This window comes from Priestia sp. FSL H7-0729, from assembly GCF_038005685.1.
GTDB lineage: Bacteria > Bacillota > Bacilli > Paenibacillales > Paenibacillaceae > Paenibacillus.
Genome location: NZ_JBBOTQ010000005.1, coordinates 235,793 through 254,656, shown reverse-complemented (window position 1 = coordinate 254,656; position 18,864 = coordinate 235,793). Strand labels below are relative to the sequence as shown.

Below are 18,864 nucleotides of genomic sequence, written 5' to 3'. Positions count from 1 at the left end.
CAGCAAGGAGGAAAACACATGTCTGCCATTACAATTGCCACACGACACGAAGAGTCCCATTGTTGCTCGCTTGCAGCAGGAACGGCTCCATTTGATTATTTACCGAAATCCGGTCTGGATAAGCTTCGTAAAATCAATCATTTCCTAATTCATGCCTTCCAGAATAGCATCTCGGTTATCCAGGAGAATTTAACAAGCACTTATCTTTTTCTACTGACAGACACCAATGGTGTGCTCCTCTCTATGAATTACAGTTCAGATCTTAAAGATGCAGTAGAACATTCCCCCATTCGTCCGGGCATGATCTTCACTGCACAGAGCTGCGGAGTCAACGCCATTTCTGTAACGATGGACAGCAATGAACCTGTGCTTCTGATGCCCGAGCAGCATGAAAGCCCCTATTTTCAAAGCTGGCATTGTTACGCTGCCCCTCTGTCCATGGGATCGCAGCATTTCGGTTATCTGGATGTGTCCACCATTAACGCGGATATGCAAGGTGAGCTCATTGCTATTGCCAAGTTGATTCCCGCATATATGCAGAACAGTTACCAAAGTCAAAAGGCTGCTAAACCTTTTGATAAACCAGCGGTCGAGTTCACCAAGCGTCAGTTAACCATTCTGGAAATGATAGCGGAAGGCCTCACCGTAAAAGCCATTGCTTTACAATTGAAAATCAAGGAATGCACTGTGAATCATCATAAAAAAGTGATTTTCAACAAATTAGGTGTGCAATCCAGCACGGAAGCTGTTTCAATTGCCAGCCGATTGTCTTATTTATAAAGGACCCCTATAGATTCCTATAGGTAGTAAATGGGAACGTTTGTGCTACAATTTAGAAAACAAGCAAGATGTAGAGAGAGAAAACACACACACATTTCAGGAGGGTAATATGACAATTCCAAAGAAAGCTTCTTTATTCGCAATGCTCATGATGATTATGCTGGTTGCAGCCGCTTGCGGTGACAAGGCAGATAACACAGCCGCAACAAAAGAGCCTGCCGCAACCGAAACAACGACTGGTACTGATACTGAGACAGCGAATACAGAAGAAACAGAAGAAACAGAGAACACTGAACCTGCAAGCGAAGAGTCCAAGGAAACGGATAATTCTCTAGACGTTGAGCTGGGGACTACACAAAAAGGCTCTTATACCAACGACTATTTCGGCGTATCTCTGAAATTCCCGGAAGCTTGGGAGTTCCAGGATGCTGCGGGTATGAATGAACTGACAAGCGCATCATCCGAAGCGATTGCTGGTGATGATGAAACGAAGAAAAAACAAATTGAACTGTCTCAAACCAAAACATTGAATCTGCTTATGGCTTCACAGTATCCATTGGACGGAGGTCAAGTTGGTCCTTCCGCTATGGCCATTGCTGAGAAAGTAAGCTTGTTGCAAGGCATTCGTACAGGTAAAGACTACTTGGAAGCAACCAAAAAATTCATGGTGGATAGCCAGTTCCCTTACGATTACAAGGAAATGACAACGGAAACCATTGGTGGTAAAGAGATGGATCTGATGCAAATCACGATGGATCCAGGTGACGGTTCAACCATTACTCAAGATTACTATAGTACAATTATTGAAGGATATGCTTTCAACTTCATCTTCACTTACATGGATGATAAGACCAAAGCCGAGATTGATACCATCAAGAAATCAGTTCAATTCAAATAATCGCTTTCGATGACTGCTATTATACGAAGCTCATATAACACAACCCCGATAACGATCTGTGGAGATCATCGTCGGGGTTCTTTTGTATGTGAAAAAGACTATATGTTGCATTTACTAACTAGATATTGCGACCCAATGTCCATCCTTGACTTCTACCCATCTGGAATGTTCCAGATTATAACGGTCCTCTACTTCAACATTTTCTCTAGCGGTTTCTTTGACAACATGTCTCTTTTTCTTCGCTTCTACCTCCGGATCAGGCACAGGAATAGCAGACAGCAATGCCTTGGTGTAGGCGTGTTGCGGGTTGGAATACAGTTCTTCGCTCTCAGCCAGCTCCACAATTTTCCCGTTATACATCACAGCCACCCGATCACTGATATGTTTAACCATGGACAAGTCATGCGCGATGAAAAGATACGTCAATCCGAGTCGCTGCTGCAACTCTTCAAGCAATTGTACGATCTGAGCCTGTATCGACACATCCAGTGCAGACAATGGTTCGTCGCATACGATGAATTCCGGCTCCACAGCCAGAGCTCTTGCAATGCCGATCCGCTGTCTCTGTCCACCCGAGAATTCATGTGGATAACGCTGTGCATGGGTGGGATCGAGACCCACCATCTCCAACAATTCCTCCACCCGCTTCTCCCGCTGAGCGGCGGTACCTGCAAGCTGATGAATATCAAGGGCTTCTCCAATGATATCCATAATTCTCATTTTAGGATTCAGAGATGCATAGGGGTCCTGGAAAATAATCTGCATATGTCTGCGCATTGTCTTCATCTCAGAAGCTGACAAGCGATTGAGCGGGACTCCTTTAAACAGTACATCCCCACCTGTTGGCTCATGCAATCGAAGAATCGCACGCCCCGTAGTCGATTTACCACTGCCGGATTCTCCCACAACGCCGAGTGTCTCTCCTTGCCGAATATGGAAACTGATATCATTCACAGCCTTTAAGGTGTTGCCTTTGCCCAGATTAAAATGTTGTTTGAGCGATTTTACCTCTAGCAACGGCTGATCATCTTCCATATCTCTCGGGACCAGTGATACAAGTTTGGGCTTTTTCTTCTGATCCAGACGTGGTAATGCATTCAGCAGCCTGATTGTATACGGGTGTTTGGGATTAGCAAAAATCTCTGTCGTCGTCCCGGTCTCCACAATCTGTCCTTCTTTCATCACAACAACCCGATCACACATGCCTGCTACTACGCCCAAATCATGGGTGATCAGAATAATAGATGTCCCAAGTTGCTCTTGCATATCTTTCATCAAATTCAAAATCTGTGCCTGAATGGTAACGTCCAGTGCGGTTGTCGGTTCATCGGCAATGAGTAATTCAGGACGACAAGCGAGTGCAATACCGATCATAACCCGCTGACGCATGCCTCCAGAGAATTCGTGAGGATACTGGTTGTAGCGTATTTCGCTGCGAGTTATCCCCACACGCTCCATCATGGCAATCGCTTGTTTCTTGGCTTCCCTTTTGGACACCTTCTGGTGTTTGATCAGACTCTCAGAGATCTGTTTGCCGACTTTAATCGTCGGATTAAGAGAACTCATTGGGTCCTGAAAGATCATGCCAATATCACGTCCACGGATGCTCTCCATCTCTTTCTGAGTTTTATTCGCCAAATCAACCCCTTTGAACAGAATCTCTCCATTCTTCATCTGTGAAGGTGGCGATGCAAGCAGCCTCATAATGGAACGTGCGGTTACACTCTTTCCACTGCCCGATTCTCCTACAATACCCAGCGTCTCGCCTTTTCGCACTTCAAAACTTACTTCTCGCACTGCCTGAAACTCACTCTCACCGGAGTGAAAAGAGACAGATAGATCATTAACTTTCAGTAAGGGTTCCATCATATCACCAGCTCTCATCCGTTTTTTCACATACCCATATGTATACAATTATTACCTTGACAATTGTTTAGACCCTAAATAATATATACTATATCAATCGGAATAATGCAATTTAAACCTGAATGAAAGGAGGTACGTTTGGTTTGAATTTTGCAGAAGGCAGCAGAATCTCGCGGTTGGTAGACAATTTAAGCTTTATTTATGGCAAAATGCTGCTTCATCCTTCCTACCGATATGTTCTGTTCATTCTTGGATTACCGATCACTCTGGTCGTGTTTCTGATATGGCGTTCCACTCAAAAAAATGACGGCTGGGTAGCTGCCAGGCAGGCAGCTGAGCAAGAATTACTCGCTTCTTCCTACCGGAACAAGCTGAAGTTGGAAGTGGAAGAACAACTGCATCGCAAATATCGTTTTTTCCAGCAGCAGGTCAGTGAGGGAGAATTCAAGCGTCAGACCGAGGACTGGTTGGAAGATAGTGTTCAAACGGCATTGAAGGAGCGGACATCCCGCATACTTCAGGAACAGGGAAGTCAACGTCTTACAATGGCCGATACGTTCCACTCACTGATCGGTAAACCATGGTTTTTCGCGATATCCATTATTCCAGGCTGTCTGATGTATAGCATTCTGTTTTTGTATGGTAATCCTTATCTAAAGTACATATTTGAAAGAATACTGATGACGGTATTTGTCATTCTGGGCGTAGCTACACTCGTATTTACGATTTTGTATCTGTCTCCGTTCAACCCGGCAGCTAACATTCTGGGAGAGACAGCGACGAAGGAACAGATTGCAGCATTCAATCAGGTGTATGGCTTGGACCAGCCTTATCTTACACAGCTCTGGAACAATATCAAGGGAGTCGCCTTCTTCGATCTTGGCAAGTCTTTTGCAGGAAATGAAGACGTAACCGCAACAATTGCAAGGAAGTTTCCCATTACCTTGACGCTGGCGGTCATCTCTCTGCTGTTAGCACTCGTCATTGCATTGCCCATTGGTATCATCTCTGCAATTAAGCCTAATTCGTGGTTTGACTACACCTTCATGTTTATTGCTCTGATTGGTTTATCGATCCCGAATTTCTGGCAAGGACTTATTTTCATTCTGAATTTTTCGATCAAAATGCAGTGGCTTCCCGCCACCTTCAACCCGCAGAATTGGCTATCGATCATTATGCCAACCATTGTGCTGGGTACGGGACTCACGGCTGCGGTGGCTCGGATGACCCGTTCTTCTACACTGGAAGTCATTCATGAAGACTATGTCATGACCGCCCGTGCCAAGGGATTAAGCGAACGCCAAGTCATGCTGAAACATGCAGTACGTAATGCATTGATTCCCATTGTAACTGTCGTTGGACTTCAGTTTGGGGCCATGTTGGGCGGGGCAGCAGTGACGGAGAAAGTGTTCAATATCAGCGGTCTCGGCAGTTACATTGTGGATAAACAATTCATTCCCGATATTCCGAGTATCATGGGCGGAGTAATATACACTGCCATTACGATCTCCATTATTAATGTAGCAGTCGATCTGCTCTACGCTTTCATTGATCCAAGAGTGCGCTCCAAGATGAAACAATATTAAAGTGTGTGTTGAACTACCTCTTAAAGCAGGTGTACTATGACAAACTCGTCTTTAACACAAGAAATGCGTTTCCGGCTTAAGTCTTCTCGCGAATACAGTCAGGCGAGCTTCGCCTGGGTCACGTCCCTTCTCTTGACTGCATTGTTGCTGTTCAACAGTTACGACTGGAGCGGGCAGAAGTTTAAACCATTTCTGCTAACGATCCTTGGGATCTACTTATTTTTCACACTCGTGCAAACTGTCATCACGTTTCGGATTCGAAAAGACTTGATCCGTACGGGTACCGTCTCTGCTCTGACTCGCAGGCTTGCCTGGGTTCAGCTGCTTGCTATCATTTCAGGCAATATATTTATCGTAACGGCAGCCTTTCATCTGATTCGAAAATCCAGAAACGTGGAGTATACCTTTGCGGTATACATGCTGTTAACCCAGCTGTTCGTGATCGGTGTATCCGCGTTAAATATCTTCAAACCTTATGTGGCTGACAACTTTCTGCCAGCCATGGCGGTGCTGATCTTTATTCTGGTCATCGACTTGGTTGTGCTGATTATCGTATCCCGATATAACGCAACCTCGATCCTTCCTCGCTGGATGATCGGTGTCAGTGTAGTGTTGATGCTGACCTCGATCACAGGTAATGTATTTGCACTATTGCTCGGTATTTCCATCATTGGACGCATTCGCAGACAGGGGAAACAAAAATCAAACTTCTGGAATGATCTGTGGGAGCGCCTTGCTCCGAATATGACGGCCATGTCCGGTTTGTTTTTTATCATTTTTCTGTTCTCGATATCCATCTGCAGTTTCTTTACCTTTGACTACAGCATGGCTGTGGAAAATAACTATTCCGCTCTGCTTCAATCCCCTTCCCTGGCGTATCCGTTGGGAACGGATGACTTCGGACGATGTTTATTTTCCCGGATTGTATTCGGTGCACGGATCTCCTTGATTGTAGGTTGCATGTCGACGATCATTCCTGTGTTGATCGGTGGAGTCCTCGGAGCGCTCTCCGGCTTCTACGGCAGGCATACGGATAATATCATCATGCGTCTGCTTGATATTCTCTATGCGATTCCGGGAATTCTGCTCGCCATTGCGATTATTGCAGCGTTCGGAGCCAACACCGTCAATCTTATTCTGGCGCTTAGTCTGGGTTCCATTCCAACGTACGCCCGTACGATGAGAGCCAGTGTACTCTATGTATCTACTTTTGAATTTGTGGAAGCTGCGCGTGCACTGGGGTACAACAATCGTACGATTATATTCAAACACATTATTCCCAACTCCCTTGCGCCCATGATTATCAAGTCCACACTCACGATTGGCGGAGCTGTTATTGCTACCAGCAGTCTGAGTTATCTGGGACTCGGCGTGGAGCCGCATATTCCGGAATGGGGTAACATTCTGAAGCTGGGCAGCACATACCTGGAGACTCACTCTTATCTGGCCATTTATCCAGGCTTGGCTATTATTTTGCTGGTTCTTTCGTTTAACTTCCTCGGAGACGGTCTGCGTGATGCGCTTGATCCCAAACTGGAGAAGGCCTAAATGATTGGTTGAATGAAGAAAATATATAAAAATTCACACATCACACATTCTAGATATGGAGGGTAATCCCATGAAAAAACGGACACTGATCTCATTGCTATTAATTCTCGTTATTGTGATTTCCGGCTGCAGTGTAAAAACGAAAACCGAATCCCAGGCGGAGACCGCACCAGCGGACACAACTGAAACTGCACAAAAACCGGCTGACATTGAACTGCTCGCCATGAGTTCCTCCGAAAATGATGTAAACATTGTACGCGACCAGCTGACCAAAAACGGCTTCAATGTGAAGTTGAACCTTCAGCCGGATTACGGCAGCTTCAAATCCCAGCAGGATGCAGGAAATTATGACATTGCCTTGTCCAGCTGGACAACGGTAACGGGGAATCCCGATTATGCGGTGCGTTCCCTTTTCAAAACAGGTGGAGATTACAGTATCCTTGCAGATGGGGAACTTGATAAGCTCATCGATCAGGCAGCTACTCAAACTCCAGATGAATACAAAGATACATACAAACAATTGGAAGATCGTTTGGTAACCGATCAGGCGTACATCGCGCCTTTGTACATTTCCCTGAAAAGTCAGGCTGTGAACAAAGACATTCTGAATGTCGACACCGTGCGTCTCTCCAAATCCCGCGCGATGGCTTGGGAACCGATTGAGTTCAAAGACAGCTCCAAAAATGCCAAAGATCCGTTGATTCTGACACAAAGCGCATCCGTACTGACTTCCCTTGATCCAATCAAAGGAAACGACGGTTCCATCAACCAGTTGAACACCAATATGTATGTACGTCTCGTTAACTTGACAGATGATGATCAGCTAACAGCAGAAGGATCACTGTCTCATAATTTCAGCATTGCTGAAGGTAATTCAGACTACTACTTTATTCTCAGAGACGATATCAACTTTGCGAAGATTGATAACAAAAAAGCGGTAGATACAGGCGAACGTGTGGGTGCAGATGATGTGATCTTCTCCCTGGATCGTGCTAAAAACAAAGATTCTGTTCCGGATCACCGGACATACAGTCTGCATGAACACATCAAAGACGCTGAGGTTGTAACGGATCTGAATGCATTGCAATCCATTAAACAATCCAGCGGTAATGGTACAATCCTTGAAGCATTGGAACAAGGACTTGGCAGCAAAATTACAGAACTCGTGACTGACAAAACCAAAGCAGATAATAGTGCAGGTAAATATCAGGTCGTTAAATTGACAACAACGGAACCATTCCCACAAGTACTGAACTACCTGGCTCACCAATCTGCCGGGATTGTATCCAAAAAACAGGTGGAGAGCATCAACACCTATGATGTGGCTTCCTTTGACGTCAACAAAGATATCCCCTACGGTGATCAGAATACGGTGACTGAAGGCGCAGCATACAATAACACCCTTTATACTAGCGGACCTTATATTTTGTCTTATAAAAATGACTATGAAGCTGTATTCTTGCAAAATCCGGGATACCGCAAAGGTACTGAATATGCTCCGAAAATCGCTCAGGTCAATGTCCGGTTCATCGCGGATGCAGACAGCGCCCTCTCTGCTCTTCGCAGCAGTGAAGTTCACTTATACTACGGTGTGCCTGAAACCAAGTATGACATCATCGAAAATGACAGCAAGCTGACACTGCAAAGCATTCCAAGCAACGCCGTTTCTTATCTCTTGTTTAACACGGCCAATCGTGATGTTGCCAAGAGCAGTGACCTGAGAAAAGCCGTACTGTACTCCATTAATCAGGATGAAATTTTGAGCTTCTACAAGAACAACAAACTCAAAGCATACTCCACAGTAAGCCCGCTCGTTCAGACCGGGAATGAATTGAAAGCTGATCCTGCAAAAGTAAAAGAATTCTTGAGTAACTATAACGCCTCCAAGTAAACGTATAGCAAAAAGGCTGTCACTGGATCATCTACCGATCCTGGTGACAGCCTTTTTATTCTTCCAGCACACGGCAATCTGCCAGAACATCCGGGTAATTGCGCATGCTGTCTGCTTCTGTAATTTTGCGAATCACCTTACACGGAACGCCTGCGGCAAATGAATGTGGTGGAATATCACGAGTCACAACACTTCCTGCTCCAATGACACATCCATCTCCAATGGTAACTCCCCCGCACACGGTGACGTTCGCCGAGATCCATACATCGTTCCCAATCGTGACCGGTTTGGCATAACACAACGACTTCACATCACCCTTCTGATCCACCATCTGTCTCCGCTCGCTGGCAATCATGGGATGAATGGGGGTAACAATCGTAACGTTGGGACCAAAACTGGTATAGTCTCCGATCGTCACTTGTGCATCATCTTGTATCGTCAGATTGTAATTACCGAAGAAATAATCGCCTATCCGGGTATGCACACCATAATGAAAGAAGATGGGGCCTTGTATAAATCCACCTTCACCGATCTGCCCCAGTAGCTGTTGCAATATCTCATTCCTTTCCTCAGTCTGTTCTTCAAAGGTCTGACTGTAACGCTGACTGAGATTATGGGCCCGCCTTTTGATGGTCTTTAATCCCGGATCACTTGGACTGAACAAGATGCCCTTACTGATTCTCTCTTCTTCACGCATCATGAATCCTCCTCTTCAACGCCTTAAGAACCATTCCCCTTAACCCAGCATCAAAATCATGTTGAAATGAGTCCTGATGTACGATCTCGGGCAATGACGGCATGGGATGCTGCTCCCCGTACTGTTTCCACGCCAAATCCAGTTCTTCTCTCTCCACACGTTCCTGATAAATGACAATCTGGTGCGGGGCAACAACGGCATTGATCGTTTGCAGAATATGACATACCTGCACTACAAAGTCATCTTTGCTCAAGTCACGTTTCCAATCTGGTGAATAAGGAAGATACTTAATTTCACCAAACATCCCGTTTTTCCCGCGGATCATCTGTCCATTCAACATCATGCCCATACCCGGCGGATATCGGTTCGGAAAATAAATGCCTGCTACACTCTGTTCCTTAATATCTGCATGCTGTGTACAGTACCCGCTAATCGCTGCATTCACATCATTCTCCACGAGAACGTTCAGTTGGAACTCGCTCTCGATCTCCCGTATCAGATGGGAATGGATCAGCTCATCATGACTGCTCACCGTGATATCCCCATCCACGGCTTGTCCCGGAATACCGATGCCGATCATATCAATGCTGGGATACTCCGCAACGAAACGCGCGATAAGTTGCAGCACATGCTGTTTATCAAAAGCAGGCAAGATATTCTCTTCCTTCAACACAACCTTATTTTCCAGGTTTATGACCGTTGCCGAGATCAACTCTTGCCCCTTCAACTCTTTGATGTAGAGAACCAAAGCAAGCTTGAAGTTATAATTATATCGATATGCCTGAGCAGGACGACCGCCGTTAGAGGGAACCACTTTGTCCTGGAACAATTCTCCGCCGTCACATAATTCCTGAATCAGCGCATTAATGGTAACCACACTAAGATTGGTGCGTGAAGCTAATTGCGGTTTGGTCGCCGTCTCAATCTGCTGCATGACTTCACGCACATTATTCAAATTGATGTATTTCATCATTGTAGCATTGGCTTTTTTCATAACCCTCTCGTTTCTACTCTGGTTCAATGGAGCCAAAGCAATGGTATGGATGTCATTTCACTCCATATCATAGCATAACGCAATACCTTACTCGAACCCACGAGTTCCATCGTCCTGGCAATAGATCAGAATCGGAAGAGCAGATCTGTTCACTCAAACAAATCATCCATCGATTTCACAGGCTTCACTTCAATTGGCTGTTTTGACAAGACCATACTTGCATAGGTACCAGCCCAAATTATAATTGCCATAATAACGTATACCATCCATTCACACCTCCCTGTTTCCTGCAAATTTATGACTTTGCGATACTCATACATATGCTTATGCCCTTTTAATAAATAGACTTTATAAAGTATATTACGTAAGTATGCGAGGAGATCCGTTCTTTGTCAACTACAACAACACGTTTCCGCTCGATGCCCATAACAAATAGCCGCTGAAAGAATCATTCAACGATTCTTTCGACAGCCGTTTGTTCCATATACAAGCAGTTTATTTCGAATATGTTCGCTGTACAGAAGGTAATAAAGTCACAACTTGAATACCCACTCCCCATGCAAAATAGACCAAGTGAATGATAGAGACATCCTGAATCCAATACACCTGCGCCATAATCCAGATGATGAGGGCAAACCCCGTGTATAAGGAAAAAGTCCAAGCCCAGTAGCGGTCAGGATAGAGATTCAACCTCTCACCCGGCGCCCAAGGAGTGTAGCGGATGAGTGCAATAGCAATCATTATAGGCATCACACCAAGAACCAGCAATAGGATGATTCCCGGAAACAAAAAACTGGAAAACGGAGAATTCAGCAACAAAGATTCAGGCAAATTCACCATACTTCCAGTGGGGTCGATGATTAAAATACTTCCTCCAACGATCGCCCCAATTCCCAGAATTCCATGCATCAAAATGAGTAACCACGATCTGCCTTCACTCTGCTTCATCATGAATTGCTCCTTTCTTCCTCTCGTTTCTCAACCCCTGTAGTACCATTCTCACACATGCCGTGCATTGTTCCTGTGCTTCTTTTCACTATATTGGTCTCGAAAATCATTCATTATGGTAAAACTTGATAAAAGAACGTACGTTCGGTATAATAGAATTATCCTGAATAAGCGAGAGGCAGATATGGACGACAAATTTATTAAAGAATTACGCGAGATTAGTCGGGATGACAGACGAAGATCTGAATTCATGATTCAAGGTTTGAAGGAAACACTGCAAGAACGCAAAGAAGAAGGTGTACTCAAGCGCTGGATTCGTCGTAAGAAAACAGAGAAGAAAATCTCTCAAAGATTTAATCAAGATCCTCACTCGGATCAAAAGTAACAACATAAAAAGGAGGCGGAATACGCCTCCCTTGCTATTTACATATTATAATTATTTGGACTTCGTTCGTGTCAGACTTATTCACGGCAGAATGGCAAAGGAACGAACGGGAAAGCCGGATGCTTTCTCCGCTTTAGGAACAATGTTGAAGATCACCGCGCCTTTAGCCGGTACCTGATCCAGATTCGTTAGCAGCTCGACTTGATATGTATCCTGAGCAAGTACATAATATTCTGCCAAGAGTGCCCCATTCTTCTGATAATCTATGGCTGAATCCGTGTCAAAGGTTTCATGCCCAATGGCTTGTATTTTTCGTTCCTCAAATAAAAATGTAAGTGCACTAACCGACCAGCCGGGTGCATGACTGTTGCCCTCATCATCTTTGTTATCAAATGCTTCATGGCTGGGCCAACGCTTGCTCCAATCCGTACGCAAGGCCACGAAGCTACCTGCTTCAATCACACCATGTTCTCTTTCAAAGTCAAGAATATGTTCCACATCCAGTGTGAAATCCGGATTGTTCACGACTTCGGCTGACTGGTCAATGACGACAAGCGGGAGCACTAGCTCCTTCAAACCTAGCTCATCCAGATACCGGGTATCCCGAACGAAGTGAATCGGGGCATCAAGATGTGTTCCATATTGACCGGGAAACTTGAAGCTCTGAGCAAAAAAACCTTGATCGTGATCAAACAGCGTATCGAATTGTGCTTCTTCAAAAGCTGAAAAATGTGGAGAATCCGGTCCAAATGTATGGGTCAGATCCACCCACTTCTTTTCTTTCAATAATTGAATGGCTTGAATGAGTTCGTTGGACATCCATATCACCTCATGCACAGATTGGAATAAATTTCTCCTATTATATCTTATTCCGCCACAAAATAAATAATAAAGTAATCTTTGGGGTGAAACTCATGTCTAAACTGGATAATATGTTAGCCATTCTATGGATGCTGAATTCAGGCAGAAAAATTACGGCACAAGAACTATCTGAAAAATTAGAAATCAATATACGAACGGTTTACCGTTATATTGATGCACTTTGTGCCAGTGGTGTACCCATAATATCTGACACAGGTCATCATGGCGGGTATACTCTGTTAAATCAATTTATTAAGAGTCCCCTTCTTCTAGATGTGGAGGAGACAACGACATTACTTCATGCCGCTGTCTTCGCAAAAGAAGCTGGGTATTTTTTAGAAGAACCCTTGAATAGCGCAACTGCAAAACTTATGATGTACTCCAATCCAGAACAGGAGAACATGCTCAAGCAACATTTCGAAGGCGTTGAAGTTGTAGGTTCCCCTGGAAAACCAACGAAAGAGCCCATATTGAGAACCTTGGAGCAAAGCATACTTAACGAATTTTCAGTAGAGATGGATTACCAAACAAATCTTGAAGCGCAGTCCAAGCGTAGAACCGTGGACCCCTATGGGATGATCTATTGGAATCATAACTGGTATGTTATAGCTTTTTGTCAGTTTCGGAATGAAATTCGCAGTTTTAGAGTGGATCGCATCAATCATGTGAACCAAACAGAATTAACATTCAAGCGCCCGCCGCTTTTTTCGGCAAGTACATTTTTCAGGAATACCCTGCTTCCAGAAGCAGATGATCCGCAAACTTTTATTCCTCTAGTTCTTACGGGTAAATCAAGCACGCTGGATGGCCTATGTCGGCATTGGTATATGAGACACCATCTCCAGGAACGGACTCCTGAGCGTGCTGTATTTTTAATAGATCAAGAAAAAATGCATAAGTACGTTCCGAGCTTACTTTTGCCTTATGGCAGATCTGTTCAAGTCCTGGAACCCGTCAGTTTGAAGCACAAACTGGTTGAAGTTCTATATGACCTCATTGACTATTATCAAGGATAAAAACTTCACTGACAGTAGATGTCAGTGAAGTTTTTTTATAATACGAGAGTATTCCATTCAATTATGAATAACAAAAGGAGTGTGTATGATGCAAACAAAGAACGTATATCTATATGTATTCGATACGATGTCAGACTGGGAGGTAGGGTATTTAACTGCTGAACTGAACTCGGGAAGATATTTTAAGAAAGATATCGCGCCAATACAGGTCGTGACCGTAGCCGTAGATAAACATCCGGTAACTACCATGGGCGGATTGAATATCCTTCCTCATATTTCTATTGATGAATGTACATTGAACAGTACAGATGTCATCATTCTTCCGGGAGGAAACACCTGGATGGACAACATCCACGATGCTCTATTGAGTAAAGTTACTGACGCTATAGAAAAAGGTACAGTTATTGCGGCCATTTGTGGTGCCACTGTTGGACTTGCAAAGACGGGGTTACTGGACACCAGGCAGCATACAAGCAATGATTTAGAATATCTGAAGATGATATGCCCAGAATATACCGGAGAAACTTATTATCAAACGGAGCCAGCAGTAACCGATGGAAATGTGGTCACTGCCTCTGGAATAGCTCCGTTAGAATTTACGATGCATGTACTGAACAAGCTGGATGTCTTTGCACCAGAAACATTACAGGCGTGGTACAAACTGTATCAGACTCAAGAGTCAACATACTTCTACGAGTTAATGAACTCTATTGCACCTGAATAACGAGTTTCCCGCGTGTATGATGGGATTCACTTTTCTCGTGTGCTTCCCTTACTCCCTGCTCAGTTAACGGGTAGGTTCCATCAATAATCGATTTGAGCTTGCCTTCCGCAGCCAGTTCAGCCAATTGATCCAGTTGATCCCCTTTGGGCTCCATCATGAACACATTGGCCGTTACTCCAGCTTCCTTGGCAAGCTTCTCATCCGGTTGTTCCACCAAGGATACCAGATGTCCGCCGGACTTCAACACCTTGAAGCTGTCGCGCTGAATATCACCACCCATGGTGTCCAGTACAACATCATAATCGGAGAGAATCTCCGAGAAATCTTCTTTTTTATAGTTGATAAAATGATCCACACCCAACGAGCGAAGTAACGATTCGTTTGAATCACTCGCTGTAGAAGCCACTTCAGCGCCGAGGGACTTGGCAATCTGAATTGCATACGTTCCCACACCACCTGCACCAGCATGGATGAGCACCTTCTGCCCTTTGGCTAAACGTCCATGATCCACAAGGGCCTGCCAGGCCGTCATCGCAGCCAGCGGGATCGCAGCTGCTTCCTCGAAGCTCAAGCTCTCCGGGATACGGGCAATAATATCTGCATCAACGGCAACGTATTCTGCATAGGTTCCGAATTGACGCGGACGCGCAAATACGCGATCACCTTCTCTGAACCGCGTGACATTCGAGCCTACTTCAGCCACAGTACCCGCAACATCTCCGCCCAGAATCAACGGAAAATTATCCGCTGCTTCTTTCATATAGCCTTGTCTAATCTTAAAATCCACCGGGTTGACTGACGTGGCATGCGTTCGGATTAGCACTTGATTGACTCCACATGCTGGCTTGGCTACTTCTTGTTCCTTCAGTTGTTCCGGTCCACCAAATTCCTCAATCACAATTGCTTTCATTAGAGATCCCAGCCTTTCTATTGGATTATCGTTATGCTCTCTCTCCCTTCATTACCCTTTCCCCGTGCTCACTTGACCTATTCATTCAAAAATCCATAACAACCTGAAATTCACTACCCCTTTCAACAATCGTGATATAATGTCGAGTATCGATTATGTTAAACCTTAATCCAATACCTAATCCAATACTTGAACAAGTGAGGTAACGATATGGAAGTTGAAGTAAGTACATTACATGCATTTTCGGACAAGGCTCTTGGCGGAAACCCCGCTGGTGTTGTTTTACAGGCGGCGCATCTATCTGAATCCCAGATGCAGGAGGTTGCCAGACAAGTCGGATTTTCAGAGACTGCGTTTGTTATGCCATCGGATCAGGCTGATTTCAAAGTGCGTTTCTTCACTCCAAGTGATGAAGTCAATCTCTGCGGGCATGCCACGATTGCTTTATTTTATCTAATGAAGACACAACATCTCGTTGATGTTGGTACATATACACTGGAGACACTGGCTGGAATTCTTAAAGTCGTTATCGAAGTCAATGGAGAAGTCTATCTGTCTCAGACGTTGCCAGAGTTTGGGGAGATCATGGATCGACAGCAGATTGCCGATTCGTTACGTATTTCTACGGAGGATTTGCATGCCGAACTTCCTGTACAGATTGTATCTACCGGCCTGCCCGATATCATGATAGTCGTTAAAGATGTTGATGTTCTGACCAAAATCGATCCTGACCTCCAGCGTATCACGGAAATAAGCAAGGCTCATCATGCCATAGGTTATCACGTGTTTACCCTTGAATCAGATGTTATGGACGTTCTGGCAGAATGCCGTAATTTTGCACCACTGTACGATATACCGGAAGAGAGCGCGACGGGCACCTCCAATGGTGCCATGCTCTGTTATTTATCCCAGTACAACCAACTCACAGATCCTCATCATCACACGTACAAGATCAGACAAGGGTATACCATGAACCGCCCCTCCGAAATCCGAGCCCGATTAACGCTGGATAGCTCTAATGAAATCACACAGATTCAGGTTGGCGGTAGCGCAGTTCATATCGAAAACATCAAAATACACCTCCCTTAGTGGGAGGTGTTTTACGTACTGAGGATATGTAAAATATCTTATGCGAAGCAGTGTAGTAGCCTGGCCTGTGGTCATCATTTAATTTGTTGTAAAAATCGTAGTACCGCTACCTCCAACTGGTTCAGTCCTGGCTGCTCTATAGGAAAATGGCCTGCCCCTTCCAAGATCACACATTCCTTGTCCACCACCAGACGATCAAAAAAAGATTGGCTGAACCTGATCGGTGTCATGGGGTCCAGTTCAGGGTGAACCAACAGAACCGGACACTGGTTGAACCGTTCCGGGCTTACCTCCGGTTTTTTATTAAGAAATGTTCTTAATAATTCCAACGGAATACGTGTAGCTGCCGCTTGTGGATCATCCATAATAAGCCGGGTTAAGTCCTTGTTATTAGTAATTAGTTGCATTCGGGATACCTGTTTGACCGAAATACGTACATGATCCAGCAGACCAGGGAACATATCCATCATACGTTTTCCCGCCCGGCTCACCAGACGATTCGGCGCAAGCTGGTCACGCATTTCCGAATTACTCGTGTCTACAAATGTAGTTGCGATCAAACCCTTAATCCGCTTGCTGCGTGCACTGGTATGATAGGCAAGCATCCCTCCGATGCTACTTCCCAATACAACGATTGGCTTGCCGTCTTTTTTGTGTTCCCGTTCGATGAGTGACACAAGTAGCTCTATCCAAAGTTCGTAGTTAATACGTGTACCAGACATTGCGTAACTTAACCCATACGGCGGAAGATCTGGCGATACCACCTCGTATCCATGTCGCTGCAACATGCGGGCATACGGAGCGAGCAACCTGCCATTGCCTCCCGCACCATGAATGAACAGAATTTTGATTGAAGACTCCGGCGCAGGTAAACGATCGATATGCAGATGAACCCCATTTGACTCCCACCATTCTTCCTCAGGAGCTGTATACTCCCCTAGCCTCACTTCTTCCGGGAAAAAGGCTTGATACTGTTTCCAATAGGGATGTGTTGTCTGATATGAAGGCAAACTTTTTTTCATGCGGTTGCTTCTCCTCTTTTCATGTACCCAAAAAAGCCGTACAATGTACGACTTTTCGTTAAGAATACGTCAATGAACATACTTCTTTTTATAACACCTTCGTATATCTGTCAATCCGGAAACTGGACATTGCCCGGTACGCTATATGCACCTCCCGAGTAACCCGAACCCGTATAAGTGGCGTAACCATGATATGTATCGTTCCATGCGGCAGATGCAGGTAGAGCAAATAATACGAGACTGAGCAATATCGTTGTACAGGCCCATTTATACCGTTGAAATCTTAAATGGGTGAAATGGACATCGTAACAAAAGCCGTTGGATCGGTTTCCCATAATAAATAAAAGCGCCACACCGTGGAGTGTTGTCGCTCTCCAAATGGTGTGACGCTTATTAAATATCAGTCAGGATTCCCTGGATATCCCATCACAGCTGTACCACCTCATCCTGTCTCCCTTCGTTTCACCCGCTTCCTTAGTCGCTCATACTGTGCGTAGATCCGCGGAGATTCTTTGGTCAGGATAGGCCCCAGCACAGCCAAGATCAATACATATAATACGGCAAACGATTGAATGGATGCCATGAGTCCACCGGCCTTGCCGATGTTCGCCATGATAATGGAGAATTCGCCCCGGGATACCAAGGTAAAGCCCACATTCAACGAGGCCTTTGGACTCATTCCAGCCAATCTGCCAGCAATCATACCTGCACCATAGTTACTGGCGATCGTCAGAATAACGGCAATAATCGTCATGCCCACAGCTCCGCCAAGTGACGATGGCTCAATGGTCAGGCCAAAGCTGAAGAAGAAAATCGCACCAAAAAAATCTTTGAACGGCATGATCTGATGCTCAATCCGACTGACGTGCCTTGACTCGCCCAGCACCAGTCCCATCATCAAAGCCCCGATCGCCTCGGCTACATGCAGTGTCTCCGAGAAACCTGCCACCAGGAAAAGCAGTGTCATGACGGTAAGCAGGAACAACTCTGATGACTTGATATTCAGTGCCTTATCAATATATTTGATGCTTTTCCTCCCAATAATCAGGAACAGCACAATAAACAGCAGGGCGGACAGTGATACCAGCAGTACACTTAAGAATGATGTTGCCCCGCTGAGCACAAGCCCGGTCAGGATGGAGATATGAATCGCGATGAACAAGTCATCAAACATGATCATGCCCATGATAATCTCTGTCTCCGGGTTTGCCGTCCGTTTCAGATCAACGAGCACTTTAGCTACAATGGCTGTAGAAGAGCTGGTCATGATCCCGCAGACAACCAGTGTCTCCTGAAGGGGCAGATTCATGAACCACCCCAACAGTAATCCAGAGACAAAATTAAGCCCTACATAGAACATGCCTCCAGTCAGAATGGCTTTACCAGACTTTAATAGACGGGAGACCGAGAACTCCAGACCCAGGTAAAATAGCAAAAACAAAATTCCAAGCCTGCCCATAAATTCAATAAAGGTCGAACTTTCGATAAAACGTAAATCCACTATGCCAATCTGTGGTGCATGTGGTCCAACAGCCATACCAATCAGGATATAGAAAGGAATGACCGAAAAACGTAATCGTGAAGATATCAGCCCAGTAAGTGTAATCAGCGCAACGGCAATTCCCACTTCAAATATGAGCATATCCATA

General features: G+C 45.0%; 17 protein-coding genes and 1 pseudogene. 9 read left to right on the top strand and 9 right to left on the bottom strand.

Annotation, left to right across the window (positions count from 1 at the left end; translation table 11 throughout):
- Positions 1-18 precede the first annotated feature (18 nt).
- Together MHH93_RS14400 and MHH93_RS14395 are read left to right on the top strand one after the other, a co-directional pair.
- Positions 19-780: a helix-turn-helix domain-containing protein gene (locus tag MHH93_RS14400; protein ID WP_500054583.1), complete on the top strand. Its 762-nt coding sequence runs from the start codon at positions 19-21 to the stop codon at positions 778-780.
- Positions 781-889: 109 nt separating this feature from the next.
- A complete protein-coding gene (locus tag MHH93_RS14395; protein WP_500054582.1) occupies positions 890-1,678 on the top strand; it encodes a hypothetical protein in 789 nt (262 codons plus the stop codon).
- A gap of 114 nt (positions 1,679-1,792) precedes the next feature.
- Here MHH93_RS14395 and MHH93_RS14390 read toward each other — a convergent pair whose 3' ends face one another.
- Positions 1,793-3,544 (bottom strand): ABC transporter ATP-binding protein, encoded by a 1,752-nt coding sequence (locus MHH93_RS14390; RefSeq protein WP_500054720.1) that lies wholly within the window; start codon positions 3,542-3,544, stop codon positions 1,793-1,795.
- A gap of 143 nt (positions 3,545-3,687) precedes the next feature.
- Here MHH93_RS14390 and MHH93_RS14385 point away from each other — a divergent pair, with 143 nt between their 5' ends.
- The 3 genes from MHH93_RS14385 (at position 3,688) to MHH93_RS14375 (ending at position 8,569) form a co-directional block, all read left to right on the top strand.
- On the top strand, positions 3,688-5,130 hold the full coding sequence (locus MHH93_RS14385; RefSeq protein WP_500054581.1) for an ABC transporter permease: 1,443 nt from the start codon (positions 3,688-3,690) through the stop codon (positions 5,128-5,130).
- A gap of 36 nt (positions 5,131-5,166) precedes the next feature.
- The gene (locus tag MHH93_RS14380; protein ID WP_500054580.1) at positions 5,167-6,678 is read left to right on the top strand and encodes an ABC transporter permease; all 1,512 of its coding nucleotides are present in this window, start codon (positions 5,167-5,169) and stop codon (positions 6,676-6,678) included.
- Between the two features lie 70 nt (positions 6,679-6,748).
- Positions 6,749-8,569, top strand: a complete 1,821-nt coding sequence (locus MHH93_RS14375) for an ABC transporter substrate-binding protein (protein ID WP_500054579.1) — start codon at positions 6,749-6,751, stop codon at positions 8,567-8,569.
- Positions 8,570-8,624: 55 nt separating this feature from the next.
- On the opposite strand, the gene MHH93_RS14370 is transcribed toward MHH93_RS14375, so the two are convergent.
- The 3 genes from MHH93_RS14370 to MHH93_RS14360 form a co-directional block, all read right to left on the bottom strand.
- Complete coding sequence (locus MHH93_RS14370; protein ID WP_500054578.1) at positions 8,625-9,269, bottom strand: sugar O-acetyltransferase; 645 nt, start codon at positions 9,267-9,269, stop codon at positions 8,625-8,627.
- Entirely contained in the window at positions 9,259-10,260 is a 1,002-nt protein-coding gene (locus MHH93_RS14365) for an ROK family protein (protein WP_500054577.1), read from the bottom strand. The genes MHH93_RS14370 and MHH93_RS14365 overlap by 11 nt, the downstream gene beginning before the upstream one ends.
- Before the next feature lie 495 nt (positions 10,261-10,755).
- Entirely contained in the window at positions 10,756-11,211 is a 456-nt protein-coding gene (locus MHH93_RS14360; protein WP_500054576.1) for a hypothetical protein, read from the bottom strand.
- A 181-nt stretch (positions 11,212-11,392) separates the two neighbouring features.
- On the opposite strand from MHH93_RS14360, the gene MHH93_RS14355 reads away from it, so the two are divergent.
- Positions 11,393-11,593 (top strand): hypothetical protein, encoded by a 201-nt coding sequence (locus tag MHH93_RS14355; RefSeq protein WP_253439700.1) that lies wholly within the window; start codon positions 11,393-11,395, stop codon positions 11,591-11,593.
- Positions 11,594-11,674: 81 nt separating this feature from the next.
- Here MHH93_RS14355 and MHH93_RS14350 read toward each other — a convergent pair whose 3' ends face one another.
- On the bottom strand, positions 11,675-12,412 hold the full coding sequence (locus MHH93_RS14350; protein ID WP_500054575.1) for a cyclase family protein: 738 nt from the start codon (positions 12,410-12,412) through the stop codon (positions 11,675-11,677).
- A gap of 95 nt (positions 12,413-12,507) precedes the next feature.
- Between MHH93_RS14350 and MHH93_RS14345 the strand changes: the two genes are divergently transcribed.
- A complete protein-coding gene (locus MHH93_RS14345) occupies positions 12,508-13,470 on the top strand; it encodes a helix-turn-helix transcriptional regulator (protein WP_500054574.1) in 963 nt (320 codons plus the stop codon).
- A gap of 88 nt (positions 13,471-13,558) precedes the next feature.
- Positions 13,559-14,194 (top strand): type 1 glutamine amidotransferase family protein, encoded by a 636-nt coding sequence (locus tag MHH93_RS14340; protein WP_500054719.1) that lies wholly within the window; start codon positions 13,559-13,561, stop codon positions 14,192-14,194.
- On the opposite strand, the gene MHH93_RS14335 is transcribed toward MHH93_RS14340, so the two are convergent.
- Positions 14,178-15,104, bottom strand: a complete 927-nt coding sequence (locus MHH93_RS14335; protein ID WP_500054573.1) for an NADP-dependent oxidoreductase — start codon at positions 15,102-15,104, stop codon at positions 14,178-14,180. The genes MHH93_RS14340 and MHH93_RS14335 overlap by 17 nt on opposite strands.
- 210 nt (positions 15,105-15,314) lie before the next feature.
- Here MHH93_RS14335 and MHH93_RS14330 point away from each other — a divergent pair, with 210 nt between their 5' ends.
- The gene (locus tag MHH93_RS14330; protein WP_500054572.1) at positions 15,315-16,193 is read left to right on the top strand and encodes a PhzF family phenazine biosynthesis protein; all 879 of its coding nucleotides are present in this window, start codon (positions 15,315-15,317) and stop codon (positions 16,191-16,193) included.
- A 74-nt stretch (positions 16,194-16,267) separates the two neighbouring features.
- Here MHH93_RS14330 and MHH93_RS14325 read toward each other — a convergent pair whose 3' ends face one another.
- From MHH93_RS14325 to MHH93_RS14315, 3 genes and pseudogenes are all read right to left on the bottom strand, one after another.
- Entirely contained in the window at positions 16,268-17,215 is a 948-nt protein-coding gene (locus MHH93_RS14325) for an alpha/beta hydrolase (protein ID WP_500054571.1), read from the bottom strand.
- Positions 17,216-17,361: 146 nt separating this feature from the next.
- Positions 17,362-17,550: pseudogene (locus MHH93_RS14320) on the bottom strand (hypothetical protein); the annotation flags it as partial.
- Positions 17,551-17,657: 107 nt separating this feature from the next.
- Positions 17,658-18,863 carry a cation:proton antiporter gene (locus MHH93_RS14315; protein ID WP_500054570.1) on the bottom strand — a complete coding sequence of 402 codons (1,206 nt, stop codon included), beginning with the start codon at positions 18,861-18,863 and terminating at the stop codon, positions 17,658-17,660.
- Between the last annotated feature and the right edge of the window lies 1 nt (position 18,864).